This is a genomic window from Undibacterium sp. Ji42W, assembly GCF_049340405.1.
In the GTDB taxonomy this organism is placed as follows: Bacteria; Pseudomonadota; Gammaproteobacteria; order Burkholderiales; family Burkholderiaceae_D; genus Undibacterium.
In genome coordinates, this window is the sequence record NZ_JBMPOV010000004.1 from 241,236 (window position 1) to 266,291 (window position 25,056).

General features: G+C 49.1%; 18 protein-coding genes. 11 read left to right on the top strand and 7 right to left on the bottom strand.

Going from position 1 to position 25,056, the window contains the following annotated elements; translation table 11 throughout:
- Window positions 1-105 precede the first annotated feature (105 nt).
- Window positions 106-1,821: a PhoH family protein gene (locus ACO0LG_RS10440; RefSeq protein WP_423026018.1), complete on the top strand. Its 1,716-nt coding sequence runs from the start codon at window positions 106-108 to the stop codon at window positions 1,819-1,821.
- Between the two features lie 128 nt (window positions 1,822-1,949).
- On the opposite strand, the gene ACO0LG_RS10445 is transcribed toward ACO0LG_RS10440, so the two are convergent.
- The 5 genes from ACO0LG_RS10445 to ACO0LG_RS10465 all read right to left on the bottom strand — a co-directional run bounded on the left by ACO0LG_RS10445 (window position 1,950) and on the right by ACO0LG_RS10465 (window position 8,079).
- Window positions 1,950-3,836, bottom strand: coding sequence for an MFS transporter (locus ACO0LG_RS10445; RefSeq protein ID WP_423026020.1), 1,887 nt, complete (start codon window positions 3,834-3,836; stop codon window positions 1,950-1,952).
- Between the two features lie 90 nt (window positions 3,837-3,926).
- The gene (locus tag ACO0LG_RS10450) at window positions 3,927-4,658 is read right to left on the bottom strand and encodes a polysaccharide deacetylase family protein (RefSeq protein ID WP_423026022.1); all 732 of its coding nucleotides are present in this window, start codon (window positions 4,656-4,658) and stop codon (window positions 3,927-3,929) included.
- A 2-nt stretch (window positions 4,659-4,660) separates the two neighbouring features.
- Window positions 4,661-6,076, bottom strand: coding sequence for a hypothetical protein (locus ACO0LG_RS10455; RefSeq protein ID WP_423026024.1), 1,416 nt, complete (start codon window positions 6,074-6,076; stop codon window positions 4,661-4,663).
- Between the two features lie 7 nt (window positions 6,077-6,083).
- Window positions 6,084-6,821, bottom strand: a complete 738-nt coding sequence (gene lolD / locus ACO0LG_RS10460) for a lipoprotein-releasing ABC transporter ATP-binding protein LolD (RefSeq protein ID WP_423026026.1) — start codon at window positions 6,819-6,821, stop codon at window positions 6,084-6,086.
- Window positions 6,814-8,079 carry a lipoprotein-releasing ABC transporter permease subunit gene (locus tag ACO0LG_RS10465; protein ID WP_423026562.1) on the bottom strand — a complete coding sequence of 422 codons (1,266 nt, stop codon included), beginning with the start codon at window positions 8,077-8,079 and terminating at the stop codon, window positions 6,814-6,816. Before ACO0LG_RS10465 ends, lolD begins: the two co-directional genes overlap by 8 nt.
- A gap of 71 nt (window positions 8,080-8,150) precedes the next feature.
- Here ACO0LG_RS10465 and ACO0LG_RS10470 point away from each other — a divergent pair, with 71 nt between their 5' ends.
- Complete coding sequence (locus ACO0LG_RS10470; RefSeq protein WP_423026028.1) at window positions 8,151-9,131, top strand: hypothetical protein; 981 nt, start codon at window positions 8,151-8,153, stop codon at window positions 9,129-9,131.
- Window positions 9,128-10,816, top strand: a complete 1,689-nt coding sequence (recJ, locus tag ACO0LG_RS10475; RefSeq protein ID WP_423026030.1) for a single-stranded-DNA-specific exonuclease RecJ — start codon at window positions 9,128-9,130, stop codon at window positions 10,814-10,816. Before ACO0LG_RS10470 ends, recJ begins: the two co-directional genes overlap by 4 nt.
- 25 nt (window positions 10,817-10,841) lie before the next feature.
- Here the strand turns inward: recJ and ACO0LG_RS10480 are convergent, their stop codons facing one another.
- Window positions 10,842-11,549 (bottom strand): alpha/beta family hydrolase, encoded by a 708-nt coding sequence (locus ACO0LG_RS10480; protein WP_423026032.1) that lies wholly within the window; start codon window positions 11,547-11,549, stop codon window positions 10,842-10,844.
- A gap of 339 nt (window positions 11,550-11,888) precedes the next feature.
- On the opposite strand from ACO0LG_RS10480, the gene ACO0LG_RS10485 reads away from it, so the two are divergent.
- The 6 genes from ACO0LG_RS10485 to ACO0LG_RS10510 all read left to right on the top strand — a co-directional run bounded on the left by ACO0LG_RS10485 (window position 11,889) and on the right by ACO0LG_RS10510 (window position 19,855).
- Complete coding sequence (locus ACO0LG_RS10485) at window positions 11,889-13,508, top strand: ABC transporter substrate-binding protein (RefSeq protein ID WP_423026034.1); 1,620 nt, start codon at window positions 11,889-11,891, stop codon at window positions 13,506-13,508.
- Between the two features lie 123 nt (window positions 13,509-13,631).
- A complete protein-coding gene (locus ACO0LG_RS10490; protein WP_423026036.1) occupies window positions 13,632-14,636 on the top strand; it encodes an ABC transporter permease subunit in 1,005 nt (334 codons plus the stop codon).
- 48 nt (window positions 14,637-14,684) lie between these two features.
- Complete coding sequence (locus ACO0LG_RS10495) at window positions 14,685-15,620, top strand: ABC transporter permease subunit (protein WP_423026038.1); 936 nt, start codon at window positions 14,685-14,687, stop codon at window positions 15,618-15,620.
- 13 nt (window positions 15,621-15,633) lie between these two features.
- Entirely contained in the window at window positions 15,634-16,650 is a 1,017-nt protein-coding gene (locus ACO0LG_RS10500) for an oligopeptide/dipeptide ABC transporter ATP-binding protein (protein ID WP_423026040.1), read from the top strand.
- Complete coding sequence (locus tag ACO0LG_RS10505) at window positions 16,650-17,633, top strand: peptide ABC transporter ATP-binding protein (RefSeq protein WP_423026042.1); 984 nt, start codon at window positions 16,650-16,652, stop codon at window positions 17,631-17,633. The genes ACO0LG_RS10500 and ACO0LG_RS10505 overlap by 1 nt, the downstream gene beginning before the upstream one ends.
- A gap of 191 nt (window positions 17,634-17,824) precedes the next feature.
- Window positions 17,825-19,855 (top strand): M13 family metallopeptidase, encoded by a 2,031-nt coding sequence (locus ACO0LG_RS10510; RefSeq protein WP_423026564.1) that lies wholly within the window; start codon window positions 17,825-17,827, stop codon window positions 19,853-19,855.
- A gap of 124 nt (window positions 19,856-19,979) precedes the next feature.
- On the opposite strand, the gene ACO0LG_RS10515 is transcribed toward ACO0LG_RS10510, so the two are convergent.
- Window positions 19,980-22,103: a hypothetical protein gene (locus ACO0LG_RS10515; RefSeq protein ID WP_423026044.1), complete on the bottom strand. Its 2,124-nt coding sequence runs from the start codon at window positions 22,101-22,103 to the stop codon at window positions 19,980-19,982.
- A gap of 230 nt (window positions 22,104-22,333) precedes the next feature.
- On the opposite strand from ACO0LG_RS10515, the gene ACO0LG_RS10520 reads away from it, so the two are divergent.
- Together ACO0LG_RS10520 and ACO0LG_RS10525 are read left to right on the top strand one after the other, a co-directional pair.
- Entirely contained in the window at window positions 22,334-23,029 is a 696-nt protein-coding gene (locus tag ACO0LG_RS10520) for a response regulator (protein WP_423026046.1), read from the top strand.
- Window positions 23,030-23,092: 63 nt separating this feature from the next.
- Window positions 23,093-25,051 (top strand): ATP-binding protein, encoded by a 1,959-nt coding sequence (locus ACO0LG_RS10525; protein ID WP_423026048.1) that lies wholly within the window; start codon window positions 23,093-23,095, stop codon window positions 25,049-25,051.
- Window positions 25,052-25,056: the final 5 nt, after the last annotated feature.

Consider the following 25,056-nt stretch of genomic DNA (forward strand, 5'->3'; position numbering starts at 1 on the left):
AGAATTACTCTTGATAAAAGCCGCAAAAGACAGTGCCAGCAGCGATGTTGGTATGTCCTTAGCGGCTTTTAACTTTTCAGCTCTCACTTTTTGATTGAGGTTTTCATGCCATTGCCAAAAATGCCGACCAAGCCAGCAGCACTGCTTTCACCCAAGGATTATCCGAAGGCAGAAAAAGGCAAACCAGCCAAAACAATAAAATCCGCAACGCCAGAGAAAATCAAAGCTATTGATGTAGCACCCGTACCACAAAGAAAGAAAGCCGCACCTGTCCCGGCAGTCGTCAGTAAGCCCATTGCAGAAAAAGCAGCGCCAGTTGTCGTCGCCAAAGCCTCGCCAGTTGTCGCAGCAAGCAAGGCCAAGACCCATGACAGCCGCGTCAAGTCTGGCACCAGCCGTGCCGCCGACAAATCTGGTACAACTAAATTGTTTGTGCTTGATACCAATGTCCTGATGCATGACCCGTCATCGTTGTTCCGTTTTGAAGAACATGATGTCTACCTACCTATGATCACCCTGGAAGAACTGGACGATCATAAGAAAGGCATGTCCGAAGTCGCCCGCAATGCGCGCCAAGTATCGCGTTCGCTGGACGCGCTAGTAGGCGATATCGATCATCACGATATAGAAAAAGGTATACTGTTGTCCAAACTGGGCAACAAGGATGCCAAGGGTCATCTGTACTTCCAGACCAAGCTGCAAAGCGCAGACTTGCCAGTAGGCCTGCCTAAAGGCAAGGCGGATAATCAGATACTCGGTGTAGTACGCGCGCTGGAAACAGAAATGCCTGGCCGCCCTGTGGTACTGGTGTCGAAAGACATCAATATGCGCATCAAGGCGCGCGCCATGGGCTTGCCAGCAGAAGACTATTTCAATGACCATGTGCTGGAAGACTCTGATCTGCTGTATTCAGGCATCGTGCAATTGCCTGACGACTTCTGGAACAAGCACGGAAAAGGTATAGAAACCTGGCAAGAAAACCGCAATGGTCTGAGCACGACTTTCTACCGCATTACCGGCCCGGTCATCCCTTCCCTGCTGGTGAATCAGTTTGTCTATCTCGAACCAAAGAATGGCGAAGCGTCTTTCTATGGCCAGGTCAGACAAATCAATGGCAAGACTGCGGTGTTGCAGACCTTGCGTGATTATGGCCACATCAAGCATAGCGTCTGGGGCATCACCTCACGCAATCGCGAGCAAAACTTTGCGCTGAATCTTTTAATGGATCCGGAATGCGATTTCGTTACCCTTCTGGGTCAGGCTGGTACCGGCAAGACCTTGCTGGCCCTGGCTGCTGGCCTGGCACAAGTGTTGGAAACCAAAACCTATAATGAAATCATCGTCACGCGCGTTACTGTGCCAGTTGGTGAAGACATAGGCTTCCTGCCAGGTACAGAGGAAGAAAAAATGTCGCCATGGATGGGGGCATTTGACGACAACCTGGAAGTACTTAACAAGTCAGACAACGATGCCGGTGACTGGGGCCGTGCCGCTACGCAGGATTTGATACGTTCGAAAATCAAGATCAAGTCCCTGAACTTCATGCGTGGCCGTACTTTCGTCAACAAATTCCTGATCATCGACGAAGCACAGAACCTGACCCCAAAACAGGTCAAGACTTTGGTAACGCGCGCAGGCCCCGGCACCAAGATCATTTGCCTGGGTAATATCGCCCAGATCGATACGCCTTACCTGACTGAAGGTTCCAGCGGTTTAACTTATGTTGTAGATAGGTTCAAAGGATGGGCACACAGCGGCCATGTCACACTGGCGCGTGGTGAACGTTCACGTCTGGCAGATCACGCGAGCGAGATTTTGTAAGCGAACTCACGTAGTAAAAAACGCAGCAAATAAAAATGGCGCATTCAATATTGAATGCGCCATTTTTTATCTTAGATCTGCTTGATTCAGCCAGGATTCAGCCTGAAAACTAAGCTGACATCTGAATTTCACTTCCATTCTCCACGCAACTCGCTGACCTTTTCCTGCAGCCCTTGAGGAGTCACATCCTGCGGCTGCATGACCTCACCCACGACCAGTTCCAGTTTTGAAAATGGACCCTGACGGAATGCGCGTCCAAAGGAATTGCTTTTATCCCGCGAAAATACACTGCCCCATAGCCCCCGCAAAGCCAGGGGATAAACCGGAACAGGGCTACGCTCTAGTATCTTCATGATCCCGCCTTTGAATTCATTCAACTCACCTGTGGCCGTCAATTTTCCTTCAGGGAAAATACATACCAGATCACCTTCATGCAGAGCCTGGGCTACATCGATAAAAGATTTCTCCATCAACCAAGGATCTTCTTTGGCCGGCGCGATAGGAATGGCCTTGGCAGTACGGAATACCCAGGACAGGAAAGGTATTTTAAATATCCTGTGATCCATGACAAACCGCACCGGTCTTGGGCTTGATGCCATGATGACGATGGCATCCATGTAGCTGACATGGTTACAGACCAGGATGCCTGCCCCCTCATCAGGCAGGCGCTGAGTATTGATGGTCTTGACCTTGTATATCGTATGTATCAATATCCAGGCAATAAAGCGCATCAAAAATTCTGGCACCAGGCTGAATATGTAGATCGCTACGATAGCATTCAGGATGGCGGTTGCCATGAAAATTTGCGGTATCGTGAAGCCTTTTTCCAGCATGGCCACTGCAGATAATGAGGCAACCACCATGAACAAGGCGTTCAGGATATTCATGCCAGCGATTGTGCGTGACAGATGTTTCGGGTCGCAACGTGTCTGTATCAAGGCAAATAATGGCACGATGTACAAACCGCCGAAGATGCCTATCATTGTGATGTCGAACAGGATATGCAAACTACCAGTTTGCTTGATGAACTCCATCGCGCCGACAGTTACCACATTGGTATAGCTGAGGCTGGATAGATACAAGTCAAAACCAAATACCGACAAGCCAATGGCACCAAATGGGACCAGACCAATCTCCACCTTATGACCAGACAGTTTTTCGCACAGCAAGGAACCTGCTCCTATACCAAAAGAGAAAATCGTCAGCAAAAGCACGAATACGCTGTGATCGCCATGCAAATAATTTTTCGCATATAAAGGGAATTGTGCGAGAACGATAGCGCCATAAAACCAGAACCATGAATTACCCAGCAGAGATAAAAACACCGGTCGGTTTTGTTTGCTGAAGCTGATATTCCTGACAGTTTCAGTCGCTGGATTCCAATTAATTTTCAATTCAGGCGCAGGCGCTGGCGAATCTGGGATACGCAGGGCAGTCAGATAACCCATGATGGCAACAACTATAGCGCCACCTGCTACCAACTCAGTACCCCATGGTTTGTGTACGACCAGCATGGCACCCAGAATTTCGCCAAGCAAAATGCCGACAAAGGTACCCATTTCTATCAAACCATTGCCACCGACCAGTTCATCTGTCTTCAAATGTTGAGGCAAGTAGGCATACTTGACCGGGCCAAACAAAGTGGAATGTATACCCATGCCGCAAACAGCCGCAATCAGGAGCCACAGATTATGTGTTTGCCAGCCAACTGCAGCAACCAGCATGATGCCAATTTCGAGCAGTTTGACATTGCGGGCCATACGGCCTTTTTCAAACTTGTCAGCCAATTGGCCTGAAGTCGCTGAAAACAGTACGAAGGGTAAAATGAATAAGCCAGGGATCAAGTTATTGAGCAGGCCAACATTCATGTCTGTCCAGGACAATGCGTCATAGGTCAGTATCGTCAGCAAGGCTGTCTTGAACACATTGTCATTGAATGCACCGAGGAATTGCGTCCAGAAGAAAGGGGCAAAACGGCGCTGTGACAGCAGGGTAAACTGGCTATGTTGGCTCATGGATGTTGTCTGCTACCTGAAAAATTAAGATTAAAACCGCAAGAATTGTAACTTACCCAAGTCTGAATTGAGTAAAAACCATGTACACCGTCAGGAAAGAAAAAAATCAATTGCTTTGTGCACTGGCAATATCTGGCAGCTTTCCTGTGTCGCCGTCTGCAAGGCGCCTTCCAACAAAGCGGGCGTTGTGCCCCATGGGCCTGGTGTTTCACTAACTTCATGGCTATATAAAATCAGCCAGCCACCTACTGAGGCAGTGTGCTTGATCAAGGCACCAATCTCATCCTGATTATTGTTCGCAGAGTATAGGGCTTGCGCACGCAATGCAGACAAGTCGGCACGGCCAGTCTGGGTGCCGCCGCCGGTAATGCGGTTATATGAGAAGCGTTTGGTTGCGGCCAGCTTGCTACCCAGATCATAGGCACCAAAAGGAAAAGCAAAACCGTGATTAACGATATTGTTCTGCTTGAAAAAAGCTTGATTGCGTTCCCAGTCCGCCACTAAAAAATCAGGAGAAGCATTGGCGCAATTGGTGTGGGAGTAGGTGTGGCAACCAATTTCATGCTCATTTTGTAGCAAACGCTGTAAGTCCTCTACGCTATGACAAGGCTGATTTTGCTCGACACCATCAGTCAGGCTGCCACATATATAGAAAGTACCGCGTGCCTGATACAACTCCAGCAGCATGGCACCCTGATGACAGGCACTGGCTGGCACGTCATCAAAACTGAAACTGACGACTCCCCTGCCTTTATTTAGTGGCAACCAGCGATGTGCTGTATGGCGTGCCGCAAAGCGGCTGAATTTTTGTGCAAGCCCCATAATCAGCGCAAACTATCCGAGGCGCTCAAGGAATGCTGGTAACGTTTCAAGCCCATGCGTAAATTACTCCCAGGTAAATTTTCATAGGTATATTCCAGGCCCAGTTTGATCACGGCCTGCTTCAGATTAACACCATCAGATTCACGCTGGACTTTTTCATAAAAACTATCAAACACCAAGCGGAAGCCCCGCTCAAACTCATAAGCCCCCCCCAAACCGACGCGTATCAATTTCTCCTTGCGCGAGGTGCCATCAGCCAGTGTCGCCAGACGAGGCACTAACACATTATCGCTGTTTTGAAAAAGCGTGGAGAAATTCATCTGTGATTTGTCAGAATACTTCCATTGCGCGTCAAAGCGCAATGCCTTGCTCAGCACATAAACGACAGTGCGGTCAACAATGGTAAATGGCCGATCCCACAATTGCAAATCAAGCCGCACTTTAGGCGAGTAATGATAAGTGCCACGCAAAAGAATATTCGACAAATTGGTGTTTCGCTCAGTCAGTACGTCATACTGGCGCCTGATAACACCCAGATGCGCGCTCGTGACAGACTTGCTACTGTAACGCCACTCGGTATCGAGAAAAACTTCAGATTCTTTATATGCCTTGTCCAGGTCGGCAATATCCTGCTCATTCCTGTCAGGGAAATTTGTTTCTGATAAACGCGTCCCAATTTCAACGCTTGACCCTGTTGGGGAATAATAACGCCCACTCAATTGTCTGCCTCGCTCGTCAAAGTTATATAGCTGATTCAACGGCAAATCGTAATTCAGACCAGCCCTGTCAAGGCTGAGGTTGAAAGACCATTCATCGGTCAGTTTAAAGTTGACATTGGCGGCAGCACGCTTTTGGTGTGAGATATCTTTATCTGTCAGGCTGCCGTTAATGTACTGGAATAATCGGTCTTCTTTTCCGGCAGTAATTTGCCCATTGACAATTTGACCTGCTGCCCATTGAAGAGTGGCATCGGCGGCGGTCAGGTGATGATCGAGTTCTTTATAGTTTTTATAATGGCGGTTACCGAGCGAACCCGTCAATATCAGGCGGGTGCGGTCAGATAAAATGGGAATAATGGCACCCGCCCGCACGTCGGTGCCGGTTACGCTATCGCGGTTGCGGAATTGCTTGCCATCTGCAATGCCAGGCTGGCCTGACTGATCACCTTGGTCTGCTTGATCAGGTTGCGCCGCTTTGGCTGTCTGCTCGTAAAAGCGGAAGGGATTACTGTCACTAGTCAGCGAGGTTTCCAGTTGCAGTACCAGCTCTACCGTATCCGCTGCCAATACGGGTGATGCAGATGAGGCAAAGACAGAGAACAGGCTAAGCATGGCCCAGCCACCTGGTAGGGTAGAAAAATGAGCCATGGAAAGCGCGCTATGGCGTTTCCTGAAATTCACTTTGCCGGGTTTTTGCATGCCATTTCTATTGTTGTTGCAGTCCACGATCAGTTAAACGAAAAACACGGTCACAGCGCCCGGCCAATTCTGCATCATGAGTCACGATAACAAAAGCAGTACCCAAAGTACGCGACAATTCCAGCATCAGCGCAAATACCTGCTGGGCTGTGCTGCCGTCCAGATTACCAGTAGGCTCATCTGCCAGTACACAAGCTGGCTGGGTAACAAGTGCGCGCGCCAGTGCTACGCGCTGGCGTTCACCACCCGATAATTCACCGGGCACATGCTTGAGTCTATGCCCGAGACCGACTTTTTCCAAAATGGCTTGTGCTATTTTTTGCGCTTCAGTCCGCGCCATACGACGGATAATAAGTGGCATGGCGACGTTATCCAGTGCCGAAAATTCAGGCAATAAATGATGGAACTGATAAACAAAACCAAGGGCATGATTACGTAAAGTACCACGGACAGTTTCACTCAAGCTGGCAAAATCCTTGCCTTGCAGTGTCACAGTACCTTTACTCGGCGTATCCAAACCACCCAGCAAATGCAGCAACGTGGACTTGCCGCAGCCAGAAGCACCTATGATGGCAACTCGCTCCCCCCTGAAAACACTCAAGTTGATTTCTTTCAGCACATTGACAGAGTCCAGGCCCTGCGAAAATGTTTTACCCAGATCGCTGCAAGATAAAACCGCTTCTTGCTTATTGCCGGACTTGCTCTCTTCTTTATTCTGTTCTTTACTCAATACTTGATTACTCATAACGCAATGCCTCCGCAGGCTTCACGCGCGAAGCACGCCAACTAGGATAAATGGTAGCCAACATGGCCAGGACTAAAGCAACGCCGCCAATAGTCATTACATCGAACAATTGCACGTCAGATGGCAACTTGCTGATGACATACACCTCTTTGGACAACAACTGTATACCCAGCAAACGCTCTATGAAAGGCACGATCACATCAATGTTCAAAGAGATCAATAAACCCATGCCCACACCCGATAGCGTGCCAAGACAACCGACGATGGTTCCTTGTATCACGAAGATTTTCATGATAGATGAAGGCGCAGCGCCCAAGGTGCGCAAGATGGCAATATCAGCCTGCTTGTCAGTCACCGTCATGACCAGGGTGGAAACCAGGTTAAAGGCAGCCACCGCGATGATCAGGGTAAGGATGATGAACATCATGGTTTTTTCTGCTTTTACCGCAGCAAAATATACTTTATTCTGTTGCGACCAGTCACGAATCAGCAAGTCCCCCGACAAGGTACGCGACAATTCTTGTGCCACTTGAGGTGCCTTCAGCATTTCCTTGATACGCAAACGCAGGCCAGAGGGAGAATTCAGACGGAAGAATTTTTGCGCATCTTCTATATGCATAAACGCCATGCCAGAATCATATTCATAGTGACCAGCTTCAAATATGCCAACCACAGTGAACGCTTTCAGCCGCGGCACCACGCCAGCAGGCGTCATTTGCCCTTCTGGTGCGGCCAGCGTAATTTTTTCACCTATGCGTACCCGCAAGCTGCTCGCTAGTGCAGAACCCAGCACGATATTGAACTCGCCCGGCTTGAGATCAGCCCATTTGCCATACTTGATCTTGCTGGCTACATCGGAGACCTTGGGTTCTTCTTCCGGCAAAATGCCGCGAAGGATAACACCACGCATGACATCTTCGCGGATGATCATGGCCTGTCCATCAACATAGGGAGCAGTCCCGGTGACTGCAGGGTTTTTTTGTACTTCAAGCGCCGTCGCTCGCCAGTCAGGCAAAGCTCCGCTGGCATCAAAGACTTCGACATGTGCCAGCACGGACAACATACGGTCCCGTACTTCTTTCTGGAAACCATTCATGACTGAAATGACAACAATCATGGCTGCCACACCTAGCCCTATACCCGCCATGGAGATGAGCGAGATAAAAGAAATAAAACCATTACGGCCACTACGCCGGCCAGCACGCGTATAACGCAAGCCGACCAGCCATTCAAAAGAGAGATTTTTCACTGCATTTATACTTGTTGTGAAGGCAGCCAGCAGTTTGCCATACGTTTGCCCTACAATACAGCACTATGAGCTATTTAGAATTGATAATCCCATTCGGGATACCGCCAGCAAGCCTTGTCAAAGATCTGTTAAAAGAATTGCATACCCCTGCTTTGGCCCAGTTAGTCGCCTGCGCAGGCAAAGCGCAGGTACGGTCTGCTGATGATTTTTCACGCGCACTGAGTTATGAATACTGGCTTGCCAGCGGGTTTCCCCCAAAAGAAAAAGCCAATAGCCCGCCAATTGCCTGGAATCGTATGCAAATGCATGGTCTGACACCTGAGTCCGGTCATTGGTTCATCTTGCAGCCAGTGCACATCCATATTGCCCGTGATCATCTAGTACTGACAGATCAGCGTCAACTAAATATCAGTGAAGCAGAATCTCGCGTCTTGTTTGAACAGGCGAAAGCGAGTTGCGAAGAAATGGGCCTGCAACTCTTGTTCGGCAACGCGCACACCTGGTTCTTGCGCGCTGATGAATGGGCAGACCTGCAAACCGCCACGGTAGACGCTGCATGCGGACACAACATTGACATATGGATGCCAAAAGGCGAATTTGAACGGCCATGGCGTAAGCTGCAAAATGAAATACAAATGCAATGGTTTACCCATGATATCAATACCCGGCGCGAGATGCGCGGTGCCAAAGTCATCAATTCAGTCTGGATATCAGGAGGCGCGCAGAGTCTGAATCCAGACCTGAAGCAACTTGGTATGGCGAGTGACTACACACAACATCTTTCTCAGTCACAAGCAGCGAATCAACAAATACCTGTTTTGCTCGGCAGTCTATGTGAAGCTGCAATCAATAACGACTGGGCGCTATGGCTGGATAATATGCATGAATTGGAAAAAAACTGGTTTTCTCCTTTGCTGGCAGGTTTGCAGAATAAACAAATCACCGTTTTAAAACTAAATTTCAGCGATGCCCACAGAATAGCCAGTTTTGACCTGACGCCCTGGTCCCTACGCAAATTCTGGATCAAACCCTCATTACATCACTTGTTTTCGATTTCATGACACGCATTACTGTACGCCCCTGCCCTTTCCGTGAATCTGAAATGCTGCGCCAAAGTGGTCTGCACCCTGTGCTTGCTCGCCTGTATGCCTCGCGTGGTGCAACGGGAGAGAAAGAACTCAGCACCGAATTGAATGCCATGCTGCCACCTGCAGGGCTCTTGCATATAGACCTGGCTGCAAAATTTTTGGCAGATGCGATTGCACAAAACAAAAAACTGGTTATCGTAGCTGATTATGATTGTGATGGTGCCACCGCTTGTGCCGTCGGTCTGCGCGGCTTGCGTATGCTGGGGGCACATGTTGATTACATCGTCCCGAATCGTTTTGAATACGGCTATGGCCTGACACCGGAAATCGTCGCACTGACGCAAAAAGAAAAATCTCCAGACGTCATTGTCACTGTCGACAATGGCATTGCCAGTGTTGACGGCGTGGCAGCAGCCAACGCCCGTGGTATTGCCGTAGTCGTCACCGATCACCATTTACCGGGCGATCATTTGCCGGATGCCGCCGTCATCGTTAATCCTAACCAGCCTGAATGCGGTTTCCCTAGCAAGAACCTGGCTGGAGTTGGAGTCATGTTCTACGTACTGCTGGCTTTGCGGGCAGAAATGCGTCAACGCGGCGTATTTGACCAGCAAAATCAACCCAAGCTGGATACGTTGCTGGATCTGGTGGCACTAGGTACGGTTGCCGATGTAGTAAAACTGGATGCCAACAACCGTATTTTGGTAGCACAAGGTCTAAAGCGTATGCGCGCTGGGCGCATGTGCGCAGGCATAGCCGCACTCTTTCGCGTAGCTGGCCGTGAACCGCGTAATGCCAGCCCTTTTGACCTTGGATTTGCACTTGGCCCCAGGCTGAATGCAGCCGGACGTCTCGCTGATATGGCGTTGGGCATAGAATGCCTGACCACGGATGATGAAGGACGTGCATGGCAAATTGCCCAGGAATTGAATAGCATCAACGCTGACCGCAAAGACATAGAACGCGAAATGCAGGATGTGGCATTGCTTCACCTGGACGATTTCCAGCCACAAGACAGCAATACGATTACCGTTTTTGATGAAAGCTGGCATCAGGGCGTCATTGGTATCGTCGCCTCACGCCTGAAAGACAAGTTTTATCGCCCCACCATTACCTTTGCACCCGGCGGAGAGGGATTGATCAAGGGTTCGGGCCGTTCCATACCTGGCTTTCATTTGCGCGATGCGCTTGATCTGGTGTCCAAACACGCGCCTAGCCTGATACAAAAATTTGGTGGTCATGCGATGGCCGCAGGGCTGACTTTGCGGACGGAAGACTTTCCTGCATTTCAGCAGGCTTTTGAATCCGTAGGAAAAAGTTGGTTGCAGATACACCAGCTTGAGCGTGTCGTGGAAACAGATGGCCCATTGGAAGAAGCGTATTACACGACAGACTTTATCCGCCTGCTGGAAACACAAGTATGGGGTCAAGGCTTCCCGCCCCCTATATTTTGTGATGACTTTAAACTGATATCGCAGAGGATATTAAAAGAGCGCCATTTAAAGCTGGTGCTAGAGAAAAATAAGCTGCGCTATGATGCCATCTGGTTCGGCCATACTGACACTCTTCCTGAAAATATCCACGTTGCCTTCAGACTCGATGCCAATGAATACAATGGCGTCACCAGAGTACAATTATTGGTTGAACATATAGATTGAGGCTATCTCTATACAACACTCATCTTTACTCAAGTAAAAAATCCTGGATGTGGGTGGCAAGCAAATGCAAATTACGATCAAATTTGCTGGCTGCCACTGACGCGTCTTCATCAGGTATTTCCAGGCTGTGATTACCGTCGAGCACAAGAATATTGAATTTCGCCAGCGTGTCTGCGGCAAACTGATGCAAAGTAGCCAGTTCACAATGGGGATCGGCATTCCCGGCAAGCATAAGGATGCGCCTGTTCTCAAGCATCGCATCCGGGTAATTTTCTTTTACCAGACTGAGCTCATCCTCTCCAGACGTGTCTGGTGCACACAATGGTGTCAGCAAAATGCAGCTTTTCAGCTCAGTATCTTGCCGAAAAACACGCCAGACGACAATGGAACCAAAAGATTTACCCGCAACCGAGATACTTTGTTGCTGCACACGCTCATCATTTTTCACTACATTCACTACTGACTTCAAGTCTTGCAACTCCAAAGTCAAACCGGCTGATGGCTGCCCATGCGCAGCATTTGCAGTATAAAAAGTCCAGTTAAAGCGAAAGACAGCAAAACCTTGCGATAGTAAGTGGCTGGCAACTTGTGCAATGATTGGTCTGTGCATATCGTAGCGCAGACCTGGTGCCAATATCAGTGCTGGAAATGGTCCAGGCCCGGCTGGAAATTCGGCGTGTAGTTCCGCAAAATTGTCATCCAGTTTTTTATTTTCTTCCAGAACAGTATGCATAAAGCGATGAATGAATTGTTTTTGTAGATTGCTTATACCTTGAACTCATATGCAATATAACGGCACAAGCTGTATTTAGGCTTATGGCACAAAAAGGATCAAGAATTTATTCCTGACCATGCATCATATTTGCAACATACGGAAAATCTTCTTCGCAAGAGAATGTACACAATGACGGCAATCTGGTTTGTCAGTTTTATTTTCAAAATTTTCTTCGGGCTTGTAACAAAATAATACAAATCTTATCGAATTGCTGCACAATACAAAAATCTGTGCGGTCACCTATGGCACAATCAATTTGTCGTTTTTACTGGTATGTATTTACTGTGGAGAGTCTGGATGAAAAAAGGTAATTGGTTGTTGAAGACTGGCGCTTTGGTTGTCATTGGCGCTTTTGCAGGTTTGCATGCTGGCGCGGCGATGGCCGCAAAGACTTTAGTATTTTGCTCAGAAGGTAGTCCAGAAGGATTCAATCCGCAATTCTTTACCACCGGCACGACTGCAGATGCAGGCTCAGTGCCCATGTATAACCGCCTGGTAGAAATGGAAACCGGCACCACCAATATCACGCCTGCACTGGCAGAGTCCTGGGATATTTCTGCAGATGGCCTGACCTATACCTTTAAGCTGCGCAAGGGTGTCAAGTTCCACAGCAATGCCAAATTCAAACCCAGCCGCGACCTGAATGCCGACGATATACTTTTCAGCTTCTATCGCATGGCAGATGAAAATCACCCTTTCCATAAGAACACGCCAGGTCAAACCTATGCCTACTTCCAGGATCTGGGGATTAACAAGATCGTTGATAAGCTTGAAAAAGTCGATGACCTGACCGTGCGTTTCAAACTCAAGCGTCAGGAAGCACCTTTCCTCGCCACGCTGACGATGGATTTCATGTCTGTTCACTCTGCTGAATATGCACAGAAAATGAAGGCGGCAGGAACGCCAGAACTAATCGATAAAGAAATCATAGGCACAGGTGCCTTCCAGTTTGTCTCTTACCAAAAAGACGCCATCATCCGCTACAAGGCACATGATGGCTATTGGGATGGTCGCCCGAAAATCGATAATCTGATTTACGCAATCACCCCGGATGCATCGGTTCGTTATGCCAAACTCAAGGCCGGGGAATGCCATGTCATGGCTCTGCCAAAACCTGCAGATGTCGAATTGATGAAAAGCGATCCAAATATCAAATTGCTATCACAACAGGGTTTGAATATTGGTTATGTCGGCTTCAATGTTGAGAAAAAACCATTTGATAACAAGCTCGTGCGCCAGGCTTTGAATCTGGCAGTAGATCGTGCGTCAATACTGAAATCAGTCTATGCAGGTACGGGACAAATCGCCAAAAATGTCATCCCCCCTACCATGTGGTCGTATAACGACAAGATCAAGGAATATCCTTACGACATCGCGCAGGCCAAGGAATTGCTGGCAAAAGCAGGTTATGCAAATGGCCTGGAAGTTGAGCTCTGGTATTTGCCAGTGTCCCGCCCCTACAATCCAGATGGCAAGCGCATGGCCGAATTGATACAGGCAGACTGGGCAAAGGTTGGTGTTAAAACCAAGCTGACCACTTACGAATGGACAGAGTATAAAAAACGCAGCAAAACGGGCGAACAGCATGCCATGATGTTTGGCTGGTCTGGCGACAATGGCGACCCGGATAATTTCTTTGAACCAATTCTGGGATGCGAAGCTGTCAAAGGCGGCGGCAATATTCCAAGATGGTGCAATAAGGATTATGAGGATTTGATCCAGAAAGCAAAATTGACACCAAAACAAAGCGAAAGGGCCAAACTTTACGAAAAAGCCCAGGAAATAGTGCGCGAAGAAGCACCTTTACTCTTGCTGGCACACTCTTTGCGTTTCACTCCCGTACGCAAAAATGTGATTGGCTTCAAAATGGATTCCACCGCCCATCATTACTTCAAAAAAGTAGACTTGGATAAATAAGTACTGCTTAACATGGCACCAATTTTGCTCAACATTTGCAATTTGGTGCCATCGTTGTATCTGCTTGTTGCTTTTTCAGTTTTTATGATGCTGTTTGCAGGTTTGTCTTAAAAAGGTTTTTCGATGCTGGGTTTTATTCTCCGACGCCTGGGTGTGGTCATCCCTACTTTCCTTGGCATCACGCTGTTGGTTTTTTCTTTGATACACCTGATACCCGGCAACGTTGTCGAAGCCATGACAGGCGAGCGCGGCATGGATGCTGAACGATATGCCAGTCTCATGCACCTGTATGGGCTTGATCAGCCTTTGTACCAGCAGTATTTTTCTTATCTGGGCAAAGTCCTGCAAGGCGACTTGGGTCGTTCGATCATCACGCAAGAACTGGTCAGCAAAGAATTTTTCACTCTGTTTCCGGCAACGCTGGAATTATCGCTATGCGCGATTATTTTTGCCGTTGTGCTTGGCTTGCCCGCAGGCATATTGGCCGCTTTAAAGCGTAATACTTTTCTTGATTATTCTGTCATGGGCGCGTCCCTGACAGGCTATTCCATGCCTATCTTCTGGTGGGCACTCTTGCTCATTCTGATGTTTTCCGTGACTTTAGGCTGGACGCCAGTGTCTGGCCGTATCGACATCTTGTTTGATCTGCCGCATGTGACTGGATTGATGCTTGTTGATAGCCTGCTGTCAGGTGAAGAAGGTGCTTTCAAATCAGCCGTCATGCATCTAATCTTGCCCACAATTGCACTAGGCACTATTCCACTGGCCGTCATTGCCCGCATGACCCGCTCTGCGATGCTCGAAGTGTTAAAGGAAGATTATGTGCGTACTGCGCGTGCCAAAGGCATGTCTTGGATGCGGGTAGTCTGGGTACATGCCTTGCGCAATGCCCTGATACCTGTCGTCACCGTCATCGGCATGCAAGTCGGTACGCTACTGGCTGGTGCTATCCTGACTGAAACTATCTTCTCCTGGCCAGGCATTGGCAAGTGGTTGATTGAAGCGATACAAAGGCGCGATTACCCGACAGTGCAAGGCGGGATATTACTGATCGCCACCATCGTCATCACTGTCAACCTGATGGTGGATGTGCTGTATGGCGTGATCAATCCGCGCATACGCCACTAATACAATGCGTAATTTCAATCCTCGTTTAAAAGATTTGATCGCAGAATTATGAGCAATACCAACTTACCTGCAAATGCCGTAGCTGTTACTGCAAACTTGTCACCACCGCATCCCTTGATGGAGTTCTGGCATTACTTCAAGCAAAACCGCGGTGCCGTCATCGGCCTGGTGCTGGTTGGCATACTGAGTTTGTGCGCCTTGTTTGCGGAGTGGATAGCGCCGCATTCTGCCATAGAACAGTTTCGTGAATCCACGTTGGTACCACCCGCATGGACAGCAACGGGCAGCAGTCAATTCATACTTGGCACTGATCCAGTAGGCCGCGACATTTTGTCCCGTCTCATTCATGGCTCACGCCTGTCGCTGTTTATAGGCCTGGTCTCTGTCACCCTGTCGATGGGCGTGGGTGTGACCCTGGGCTTGATCGCAGGTTTTTCCCGTAGCTGGACTGGGCGCTTTGCACGTATGCTGGAAACGATCATCGTGCGCTTCATGGATATCCTGCAAGCCCTGCCGAGCCTGCTCTTGGCAATCGCAGTCGTCGCAATACTCGGCCCTGGCCTGATGAATGCCATGTATGCCATTGCGATTGTTCTCATGCCTTCGTATGCCAGGTTGACGCGGGCAGCAGTCAGTGGTGAACTGAACAAGGATTACGTCAACGCCTCCCGCATTGCCGGTGCCGGTAATTTGCGTTTGATGTTTAATTGCGTACTGCCTAACTGCGCAGCGCCCATTATCGTTCAGGCTACACTGGGATTTTCTACGGCGATACTGGATGCCGCTGCGTTGGGTTTCCTGGGCCTTGGTGCACAGCCGCCAACACCAGAATGGGGCTCCATGCTGGCTAGCGCCATGGAATTTATACAAAGCGCCTGGTGGGTAGTTACCTTCCCTGGTATGGCGATTCTGATTTCCGTATTGGCCTTTAACCTCATGGGTGATGGCTTGCGCGATGCACTCGACCCCAAGTTAAAACGCTGAACAAAGATTCAACATGAAACCATTATTGGATATTAAAAATTTACGCGTTGAATTTGGCTCGGAGGCTCAGCCATTCAAGGCAGTTGATGGTCTTGATCTGCTCATAGAACAAGGTGAAGTGGTTGGCATCGTCGGAGAATCAGGCTCAGGCAAGAGTGTCACCTCGCTGGCCTTGATGGGCCTGATCGATTTTCCTGGACGTGTGCGTGCCGATCAAATGGAATTTGATGGCCGCGATCTGCTGAAAATGAAGGACAAGGAAAGACGGCAATTGCTGGGCAAGGATATTGCCATGATCTTCCAGGACCCCATGACCAGCCTGAACCCTTGCTACACCGTGGCCTTCCAGTTGATGGAAACCCTGCGCCTGCATCAGGGTGGCAAAGAAAAAGACTTGCGCGCCAAGGCACTGGCTTTATTGAAGCAGGTTGATATTCCAGACCCGGAAAGGCGCATGAACGCCTATCCACACCAACTCTCAGGTGGCATGAGCCAGCGCGTGATGGTGGCTATTGCCATTGCCTGTAACCCGCGCCTGTTGATCGCAGATGAACCTACTACTGCGCTGGACGTTACTGTACAAGCGCAAATGCTGGAATTATTACTGCAATTGCAGCGTGAACGTGGCATGGCCCTGATGCTGATCACCCATGATCTGGCCGTCGTTGCGCAGACTGCCAAACGCGTTGTGGTCATGTATGCAGGCCAGGTACTGGAAACTGGCACGGTACCAGAAATATTCGATACCCCCAAACATCCTTACACCCAGGCATTGCTGGCAGCCCTGCCCGAACATAATATTGGCAAAGCACGCCTGCAAACCATACCGGGCGTAGTACCAGGTTTGTATGACAGACCAACAGGCTGCCTTCTCTCACCGCGCTGCAGTTATGCGACAGCGCGCTGCCAAGCTGACAGACCACAATTACAAGGACAGGCAAATGCCCAGGTGCGTTGCCATTTCCCCCTGGATGCGCAAGGTGCGCCGGGTAATGGATGGCACGCACCACAAATTGATCAGGCAGCATGATGCAAAATACTACTACTCCCGTATTGCTCGAAGCAAAAAAACTGGCCAAGCATTACGCTGTGTCACAAGGCTTTCTGAAACCCAAAGCGCTGGCAAAAGCACTCGACGGCGTCTCTTTCCAACTGACTGCTGGCAAAACCCTGGCCGTAGTCGGTGAATCAGGTTGCGGCAAATCTACCCTCGCCCGCCAGATCACCATGATAGAAACGCCGAGTAGCGGCGAATTGTGGATGGGCGGAAAAAATATTGCCCATGCTGACAAGCTCACACTCAAGCAAGTGCGCCCATTGGTGCAGATGGTATTCCAGAATCCTTATGCCAGCCTGAACCCGCGTAAAAAAGTCGGGGCCATGCTGGAAGAACCCTTGATCATCAACACTCGCCTGTCAGCGCAGGAACGTGAAGAAAAAGCGCGCGCGATGATGACAAAAGTAGGCTTGCGGCCCGAACATTATGGGCGTTATCCCCATATGTTCTCAGGTGGGCAAAGGCAGCGCATTGCTATTGCCCGGGCGCTCATGCTAGATCCTGAAGTCATCGTCGCCGATGAGCCAGTCTCTGCCCTTGACGTGTCGATACAGGCACAGGTCCTGAATTTATTAATGGATTTGCAACAACAAAACGGTGTTGCCTATCTGTTCATCTCCCACAATCTGTCAGTGGTTGAGCATATAGCTGACGATGTGCTGGTCATGTATCTTGGGAAAACCGTTGAGCATGGCGACAAGCAAAGCATATTCAAACGCCCTCTGCACCCTTATACCCGGGCATTGCTTGCATCGACACCTCACATTGACCCCGCGCAACGCCAGCAGAAGATGATGCTGGATGGTGAATTGCCCTCACCGCTGGCGCCACCACCCGGATGCGCCTTCAATAATCGCTGCCCACACGCCAATGAAAGATGTCGTAAAGAAATACCTGCACTGCGTCCGTTTGACAACACCTTGGTCGCCTGCCACAGAGTGGAAGAAATTACCTGAAACTTTTACTAAAACTCGCGAACTTCGTTAAACTCTTGCAGTCTTAAGCAGACGAGCAATTGTTGCAAACGATTTATTTATTTTTGCAATAATTACCAAAGATAGCCTAAAAGGCTGTCTTATTGTTATTCCTACCTTCACTCTCAGGAGACCCAAAAGTGAAAGCACAAGTACTTAGCGCTATCGCGCTGATGATCGCCGGCACAGTTGGCAGTCAGCTCGCAATTGCCGCAGAACCAGCAAAAGCGGCATCGGCGACACCAGTTCTGTTGTCAGGTATCGAATCCATGCATAACGATGCCACAGTGCGTGCCCAGGATGATTTTTTTCGCCATGCGAATGGCCGCTGGTTAAAAAATACCAAAATCCCTTCCGACAAATCTTCTGCGGGTGCCTTCATGGACTTGCGCGAAGCAACCATTCCGCATTTGCACGCTCTCATCGAAAGTTTGTCCAAAACAAAAAATGAGACTGGAACAGACGCGCAAAAAATTGCGGATATGTATGCCAGTTACATGGATACGGCACACATTGAATCTCTGGGCCTGAAACCTTTGCAAGCTGAATTTGCCAAAGTAGATGGCATGACGGACAAAAAACAGATTTCTGGTCTGATGGCATGGCTAAACCGCGCCAGCATAGGTGCACCCTACGATTTCCAGGTTCATCAGGACAACAAGGATTCCACCAAATACGTATTTGACGTAACCCAGGCTGGTTTGGGTTTGCCTGACCGCGACTACTACCTTAACAATGACGATGCGAAATTAAAAGAGTTCCGCGCCAAGTATCAGAAACATATAGCAAAAATGCTGACGCTGGCTGGTGACAAAGAGGCAGTAAAACATGCGGCAGATGTACTCGCGCTTGAAACAGAACTCGCAAAAATACAATGGACTAAGGTTGAACTGCGCGATCCAGTCAAGGCTTACAATAAAATTGAAATCAGCAAGCTCGATGCCTTGACACCAGGCTATGACTGGAATGCTTATCTTGCAGAAATGGGCGTCAAAGGCAAGGTCGATTACATCATCGTCAGCCAACCTAGCTACCTGACTGGCCTGAGCAAGATTTTACAAGATACCTCACTGGACAATCTCAAGGTCTATTTCAAATGGCATATCCTGCGCTCTGCTGCAGGACAGTTGCCAGCAAAATTCAGTGATGAAAGTTTTGCCTTTAATTCCACCGTCCTGGCTGGTGTTCCTAAACAGGAAGCGCGCTGGAAACGTGGCGTGCGACTGGCGGATTCTGCACTCGGCGAAAGCTTGGGGAAACTTTATGTAGCCAGGCACTTCCCAGCTGAAAGCAAAGCAAGAATGGAGCAATTGGTCAGCAATTTACTGCTGGCCTATAAACAAAGTATAGACACGCTGGACTGGATGAGCCCGGAAACCAAGAAAGAAGCACAGGCAAAGCTGGCCACCTTCACGCCCAAGATTGGCTATCCAAACAAATGGCGCGATTACTCTGGCTTGAACATTACCAAAGGTGATGCTGTCGGCAACTTGCGCAATGCCCGCCTGTATGCCGCGCAATTTGAACTGAACAAGCTTGGCAAACCTGTCGATCGTGACGAATGGGGTATGACACCACAAACCGTCAACGCTTATTACAATCCTGAGCTCAATGAGATCGTTTTTCCGGCAGCCATACTGCAACCGCCATTCTTCAACGCTAAAGCTGACGACGCAGTCAACTATGGCGGCATAGGTGCCGTCATTGGTCATGAAATCAGTCATGGTTTTGATGATCAGGGCGCACAATATGATGGTCAGGGTAATTTGCGCGACTGGTGGACGAAAGAAGATCATGACAAGTTCGCGGCCAAAACTGCCGTCCTGGTCAAGCAATATGGTGCCTTCAGTCCTATCCCCGGTTACAACGTCAACGGCGAATTGACTTTGGGTGAAAATATTGCAGACAATTCTGGTCTGGCAATTGCCTACAAAGCCTACAAGCTGTCACTGGGTGGCAAACCAGCACCAGTCATTGGTGGCCTGACTGGCGATCAGCGTTTCTTCATGGGTTTTGCTCAGGTATGGCGTGGGAAAATGCGTGAAGCAACCATGATTGCACGCTTGAAGACAGATCCACACTCACCAGGAGAAATCCGCGCAAATGGCAGCCTGCGCAACATGCAGGGTTTCTATGATGCCTACAAACTCAAGGAAGGTGACAAGATGTTCCTGGCACCTGCTGAGCGTGTCAGTATCTGGTAATGGCTGCCGTTCTTTAAGTCTGCATTAAGTTAAAAAGCCAGCACTGAAAACAGTGCTGGCTTTTTGCATTCAGACTTGATCAGTCTGACTGACTGATTGCCTGCGATTTCGCAACTATTTCCGGCTATTTGATCCTGACTTTGATGCCACCCTCGGCAAGCAAGAGTGCTTTTTTCGTCGGGTCTTCGGTAGAGCTCAGACCCAGATTTTCCAGGGTAATTTCAAATTTTTTCCCCGCTATTGTCGCGTTGATCTCAGGGATGGTGTACAGATCAAATGTCTTGCCACCCAGCCCCAATCTTACGGCAGCCATCACAACGGGATCAAAGGCATTCAAGATGCCACTGATCATAATATCCATCCAGCCAGGCAAGCCGTTGAAATGCCAGTTTACGACGATAGCGTCCAGTGACTGGAAGATCAGCCTCACCTTGTTGTCAGACGTGATATCAACCGACGCTGTCACCTGTGCAAACCCATCGCCACCTGCACCTGGATTAACAACGCCTATGGCAAAATCTGCATATCCTGAAATATCTATTTTGAGTTTATAGGTATTGCCAGAGCGTGCTGTCACTGTGAAATTCGGATTCTTGAATTTCAACTCATATCTTGCAGAGATATCAAAAGACCCAAGTATGCCAAAGTTGATGCGCGTCCTCCATTTATCGTCAATCGAAAAATCTTTCAACACACTGGCAGCGGCGGCGTCCAAAGCATTCGCGTCTACGCCACAAAACAGGCGTCCGCGCGGCCATGCTTGTGGAAATGGTGGATTGACCGAATCCGGAAGTATGCTGGTTGACGCCAGTATGTATGGTGGCTGAGAAGAAATAACGGGATTGGCAAATGGAATGCCATTCAACTCAAGAGCAGGAATCGCTATATGGTCCAGAATATTTTTATTCAGGTGGTTCAACAAGAGAGGCAGGAAGACCTGATTCAAGGATGCTTCCAGCAATTTTTGCAGATGCTCATCCATCTGCTGGCCAGGCAAATGCAATACGCCAGCATTCAAATGTATCGTCAGGCCATGCTCTGGATTAGTGTGAATAAGGGCAGAAGCATCCAGCGTAGCGTGTACTTCAGCGGCAATACCCCCTCCGACATTGAGTCTGATCTCATCCACCCGCAGTGAAAAACTCGCCGAGTTTGCAGCAGTCAACCAGGCTTTTCTCTCTTCTGGCAGATCTTGCTGATTTTCCAGCTGCTGTTGGTAGAGTTGTGATGGCTGAAGGCTGAAAACCGGTACGGTAGCAATATCAAAACCCACGGTCGTGATGCCTTTGTCGCCTACGTCTATGGACTCTTTGAACACTTGCGGATAACAACCATGATAAATCGCTTCTGAAACCCTGTTCAATGCAATCTCGTCGCTGCCTGCGACAACATTGTAAGTACGCATTGCTGTGCGCCATAGCTCATTGTCCGCACCAGCTGCCCATGGATAAGCCAGTAAAGTATTGCCCTGATCCCGATACGGATAATTACCGCTGATGTTTAATTTCAATTCCCAGTTTGTCCAGGAATTAATGGCATTGTAGAGACCAGCAACATTGTCATCTCGCCAGACGCAAGCGTCGTTCTTGTCAATCTGGCTCACGTCCTTGAGCTCGGTTGACATACCCTGTCCACGAGCTATGCATAAATTTGGTTTTGCCTTATTGATCAAGGCATAGCCTTGCCCGGCTTTCACCATGCGTTTTTCCCAGGTTTGTAAATCGTCATCGGTACGGACAGAGACTTCTAGCTCGTTGCGAACTGGATTAAGCGTTATGAGCAAAGGTTTTCCAGAAACCGACTTGGCCTTGGAGATGATGGATACATAATTGGGTGCCCTGAGAGCAAGTCTGACAATGATGCCGTCTATAGCCCTGGATTGCCCACGGCTTCCACAAAACGCTCCATTGGAAAACCAGGCGGTCTCTGCGCCATCCCGAAAATACGCCATATAAAAAATATCGTATTTCGCCAGTTTGTCACCGTTTACTTCAATCGCAAAACCTTCAACGGGCAATCGCTTTCCACGATTGCCGACAAATTCACCATCGTTCACCCAGCCAGTATCACCATTTTTGCTGACATGCGCCATGTAGCGCAGCCCCAGACCGCTGGCAGGCGGGAAAGTTATTTGAAAGCCTTCCAAGGCTTTAATCTTGCCGGTGTCGCCAGCAAATTGATCCGGCCCAAAACTTAAATCACCTTTATCTTCCACATGCACAAGCACTGTAAAGTTGGGGGTAGTCATTTCTTTTCCTCTTTCAAAATAAAAAGCCAGCCTTCAATACCTGAATGACCTGACTGTGAGTCCTTCGCCGCGTGGCATTTGTTTTCCACATGAATCTGATATTCAGTGATCCGGATTGAATCCTGAACTCAGTTTTAAAACTGCTTTCAGTGTATTTATGCAAACAACTCTTGTATGTAGAACAAATGTGCTACAGATGCACATTGTGATTACGTCGTACAATGTCATATATGCAACCAACAAGTATTAATCCAGAAACAGGCCCCATTCATGTCGCAATCGTCGAAGACGATCACGATTTTTGTAACGCCCTGAGGCAGGCGGTACAGGAAGCAGAAGACATGCGCCTGGTTGGTATTGCCGACACACGCCTGGCCGGTCTTGTCATGCTGGAGGGTCCACCTGCAGATGTACTGTTGGTTGATTTAGGCCTGCCGGATGGCTCTGGTATCGACATCATCAAGGCAGCGAGCACATGCTGGCCGAGTTGCAACATCATGGTCAGCACCAATTTTGGTGATGAAACACATGTCATGCGCTCAATTGAGGCAGGCGCTGCAGGCTATCTGCTGAAAGATAGTTCGCCAACAAAAATGGCGGTTGAGATACGCAGCCTTGCAAATGGTGGCAGCCCTATCAGCCCTATCATCGCAAGGCAGGTCCTGGCCCATTTCAGACATAACAGCAATGAAAACTCCGGCACGCAAGAGCGAGTGCCTGACTCATCGCAATTATTATCAGCGCGCGAAAAAGAAGTACTCGATTTCATCACCAAGGGTTTTACGGCCAATGAAATTGCCAAACTAATGCAACTATCCCCTTTTACGATACGTGCCTTTGTACGGAGGATATATAGCAAACTCAAGGTCAAATCCAGGACGGAAGCTATCTATGAAGCAAGAGCACTTGGTTTGTCACTTGACTGAAGTATATGCATCTATATCTTGCCACTCCCAAGTCTGTTCGGTACACCCTGCCTTTGTCTCTTTATGATGGAAAGTAACCGCTATTTTCCGGCGAAGATACTGCTGGCCATTTTCCTGACTCTGTTGATTCTGTTGACTGGCGCGGTAATCTGGCATGTGGCAGCAGATGCTGCGCAGCCGCCTGCATCAAGCCTGCATCTGACAGAAGCCCAATGGCAGTTCGCAAATGAAACTGGCAAGACTCCCCCACCATCCATAGTCAACAGCAACAGTCTGCCAGCCCACTGGCAAACAGTGGCATTACCGTTAGCACTTCCCGTTGCCTTGTTGCGCCAGGCTAAATCAGGCACAGGCAGTAATGCGGCCACCTCCATTACCTGGCTCAGGCTTTCGCTTGCTGGTTTGCATGAGCAAGCTGTTCCGTTGGCACTGTATGCCAGCCGTATCAAAACCGATGGCAGCATCGCGGTCTATGCAGATGGCCATTTGATACACAGCGCGCAGCAGCAAGGCCCATTATGGAATAGTACCCGCACTCCCCTATGGATAATTCTGGGCAAAAATAGCGAGGCCCCGCCCCCAAAAGAAATACTTATACGACTTGCGCATTCGGCAAAAACGCAGATTGCAATGTCTTCTGTGTGGATAGGAAGTGTTGAATCATTGCGTGGCCGCTACAATGTGCGTCAATGGCTGCAACAAGAATTGCCTGCCATGCTCAGTGCAGCATTTCTGGCGGTGGGCATATTCGCGCTTTTTGTATGGTTACGGCGCAGACATGATATCGCTTACCTGCTTTTTTTCAGCCTCGCCGCGGCATCCTTTTTACGTGGCTTGCATTTTTACGTGAGTTTTCCCATTGCAAACAACTGGTTTGCCTGGCTCACGGTCAATTCCCTGTTCTGGCTGGTCATTACCGTACATTTGTATTTGCGCCTGCTCCATGGCAACCCACTGATCTGGCTTAGCCGTATCCTGACTGGTTTGACGGCATTGATCGCGGTATTGACGCTCCCAGTGCTTGCCGTGCTGCCTAATACGCCAAAAGTCACTCCTCTGATCTATGTGATTGCGGCAATGATGGGCGCAGCAGTAGCATTAATTGGGGGAGTGAACGTTTGGCGCCGATCGCGGGATGGGCAATTAGTCGCTATCGGTGTAGGGATATGCACTTTATTTGGCGTTACTGACTGGTTATTGCAAAATAATTTCATCAGCCCCGAAGCTTTGTATCTGGGCTCATACGCCAATGCCGTCGCCTGCACCATCTTCGGTATTGTGATGTACCGACGCTATCTCAATGCGATCGTACAGGTGGAATTATTGAATGCCAGTCTGGCGCAACGCTTGCAGGTACGTGAAGCCGAGCTGGAATTAAGTTATCAGCGGTTGCGCGAGATTGAATTGCAGCAGCAAATCAGTGACGAGCGCCAGCGCCTGATGCAGGATATGCATGATGGACTAGGATCATCACTGATCAGCGCGATACGGTCTGTAGACCGGCACGACATCAGCAATAGCAAGGTCTCGCAAATCCTGAAAGATTGCCTGGATGATCTCAAGTTAACGATAGATTCATTGGAACCAGTCGCTGCAGACTTGCTGTTACTGCTGGCTACACTGCGCTTTCGCCTGGAGCCGCGTCTGGAGGGCACGGGCATCGTACTGCAATGGGAAGTCCAGGAGTTACCTACTCTGACCTGGCTGGATCCATCGAGTGCCTTGCATATACTGCGCATTGTCCAGGAAAGCATCGCAAATATACTGCGTCATTCATACGCCAGCGAAGTCAGGCTAACCACTGCAGTGGCAAACGGAGGTGCAGTAGATGGTGTGGAAGTTACGGTCACAGACAATGGGCGGGGCTTTGATGTTGCCAAAGCGCTTGATACCGTTGCTGGTCGCGGCTTGCACAATCAACAGCGGCGCGCCAGGGCGTTGGATGGCACGGTCAGCTGGGATTCAAATCCAGCCGGCACGCGCTTCACTCTCTGGTTACCATTGCAACGGATACTGACTTAAGCAGT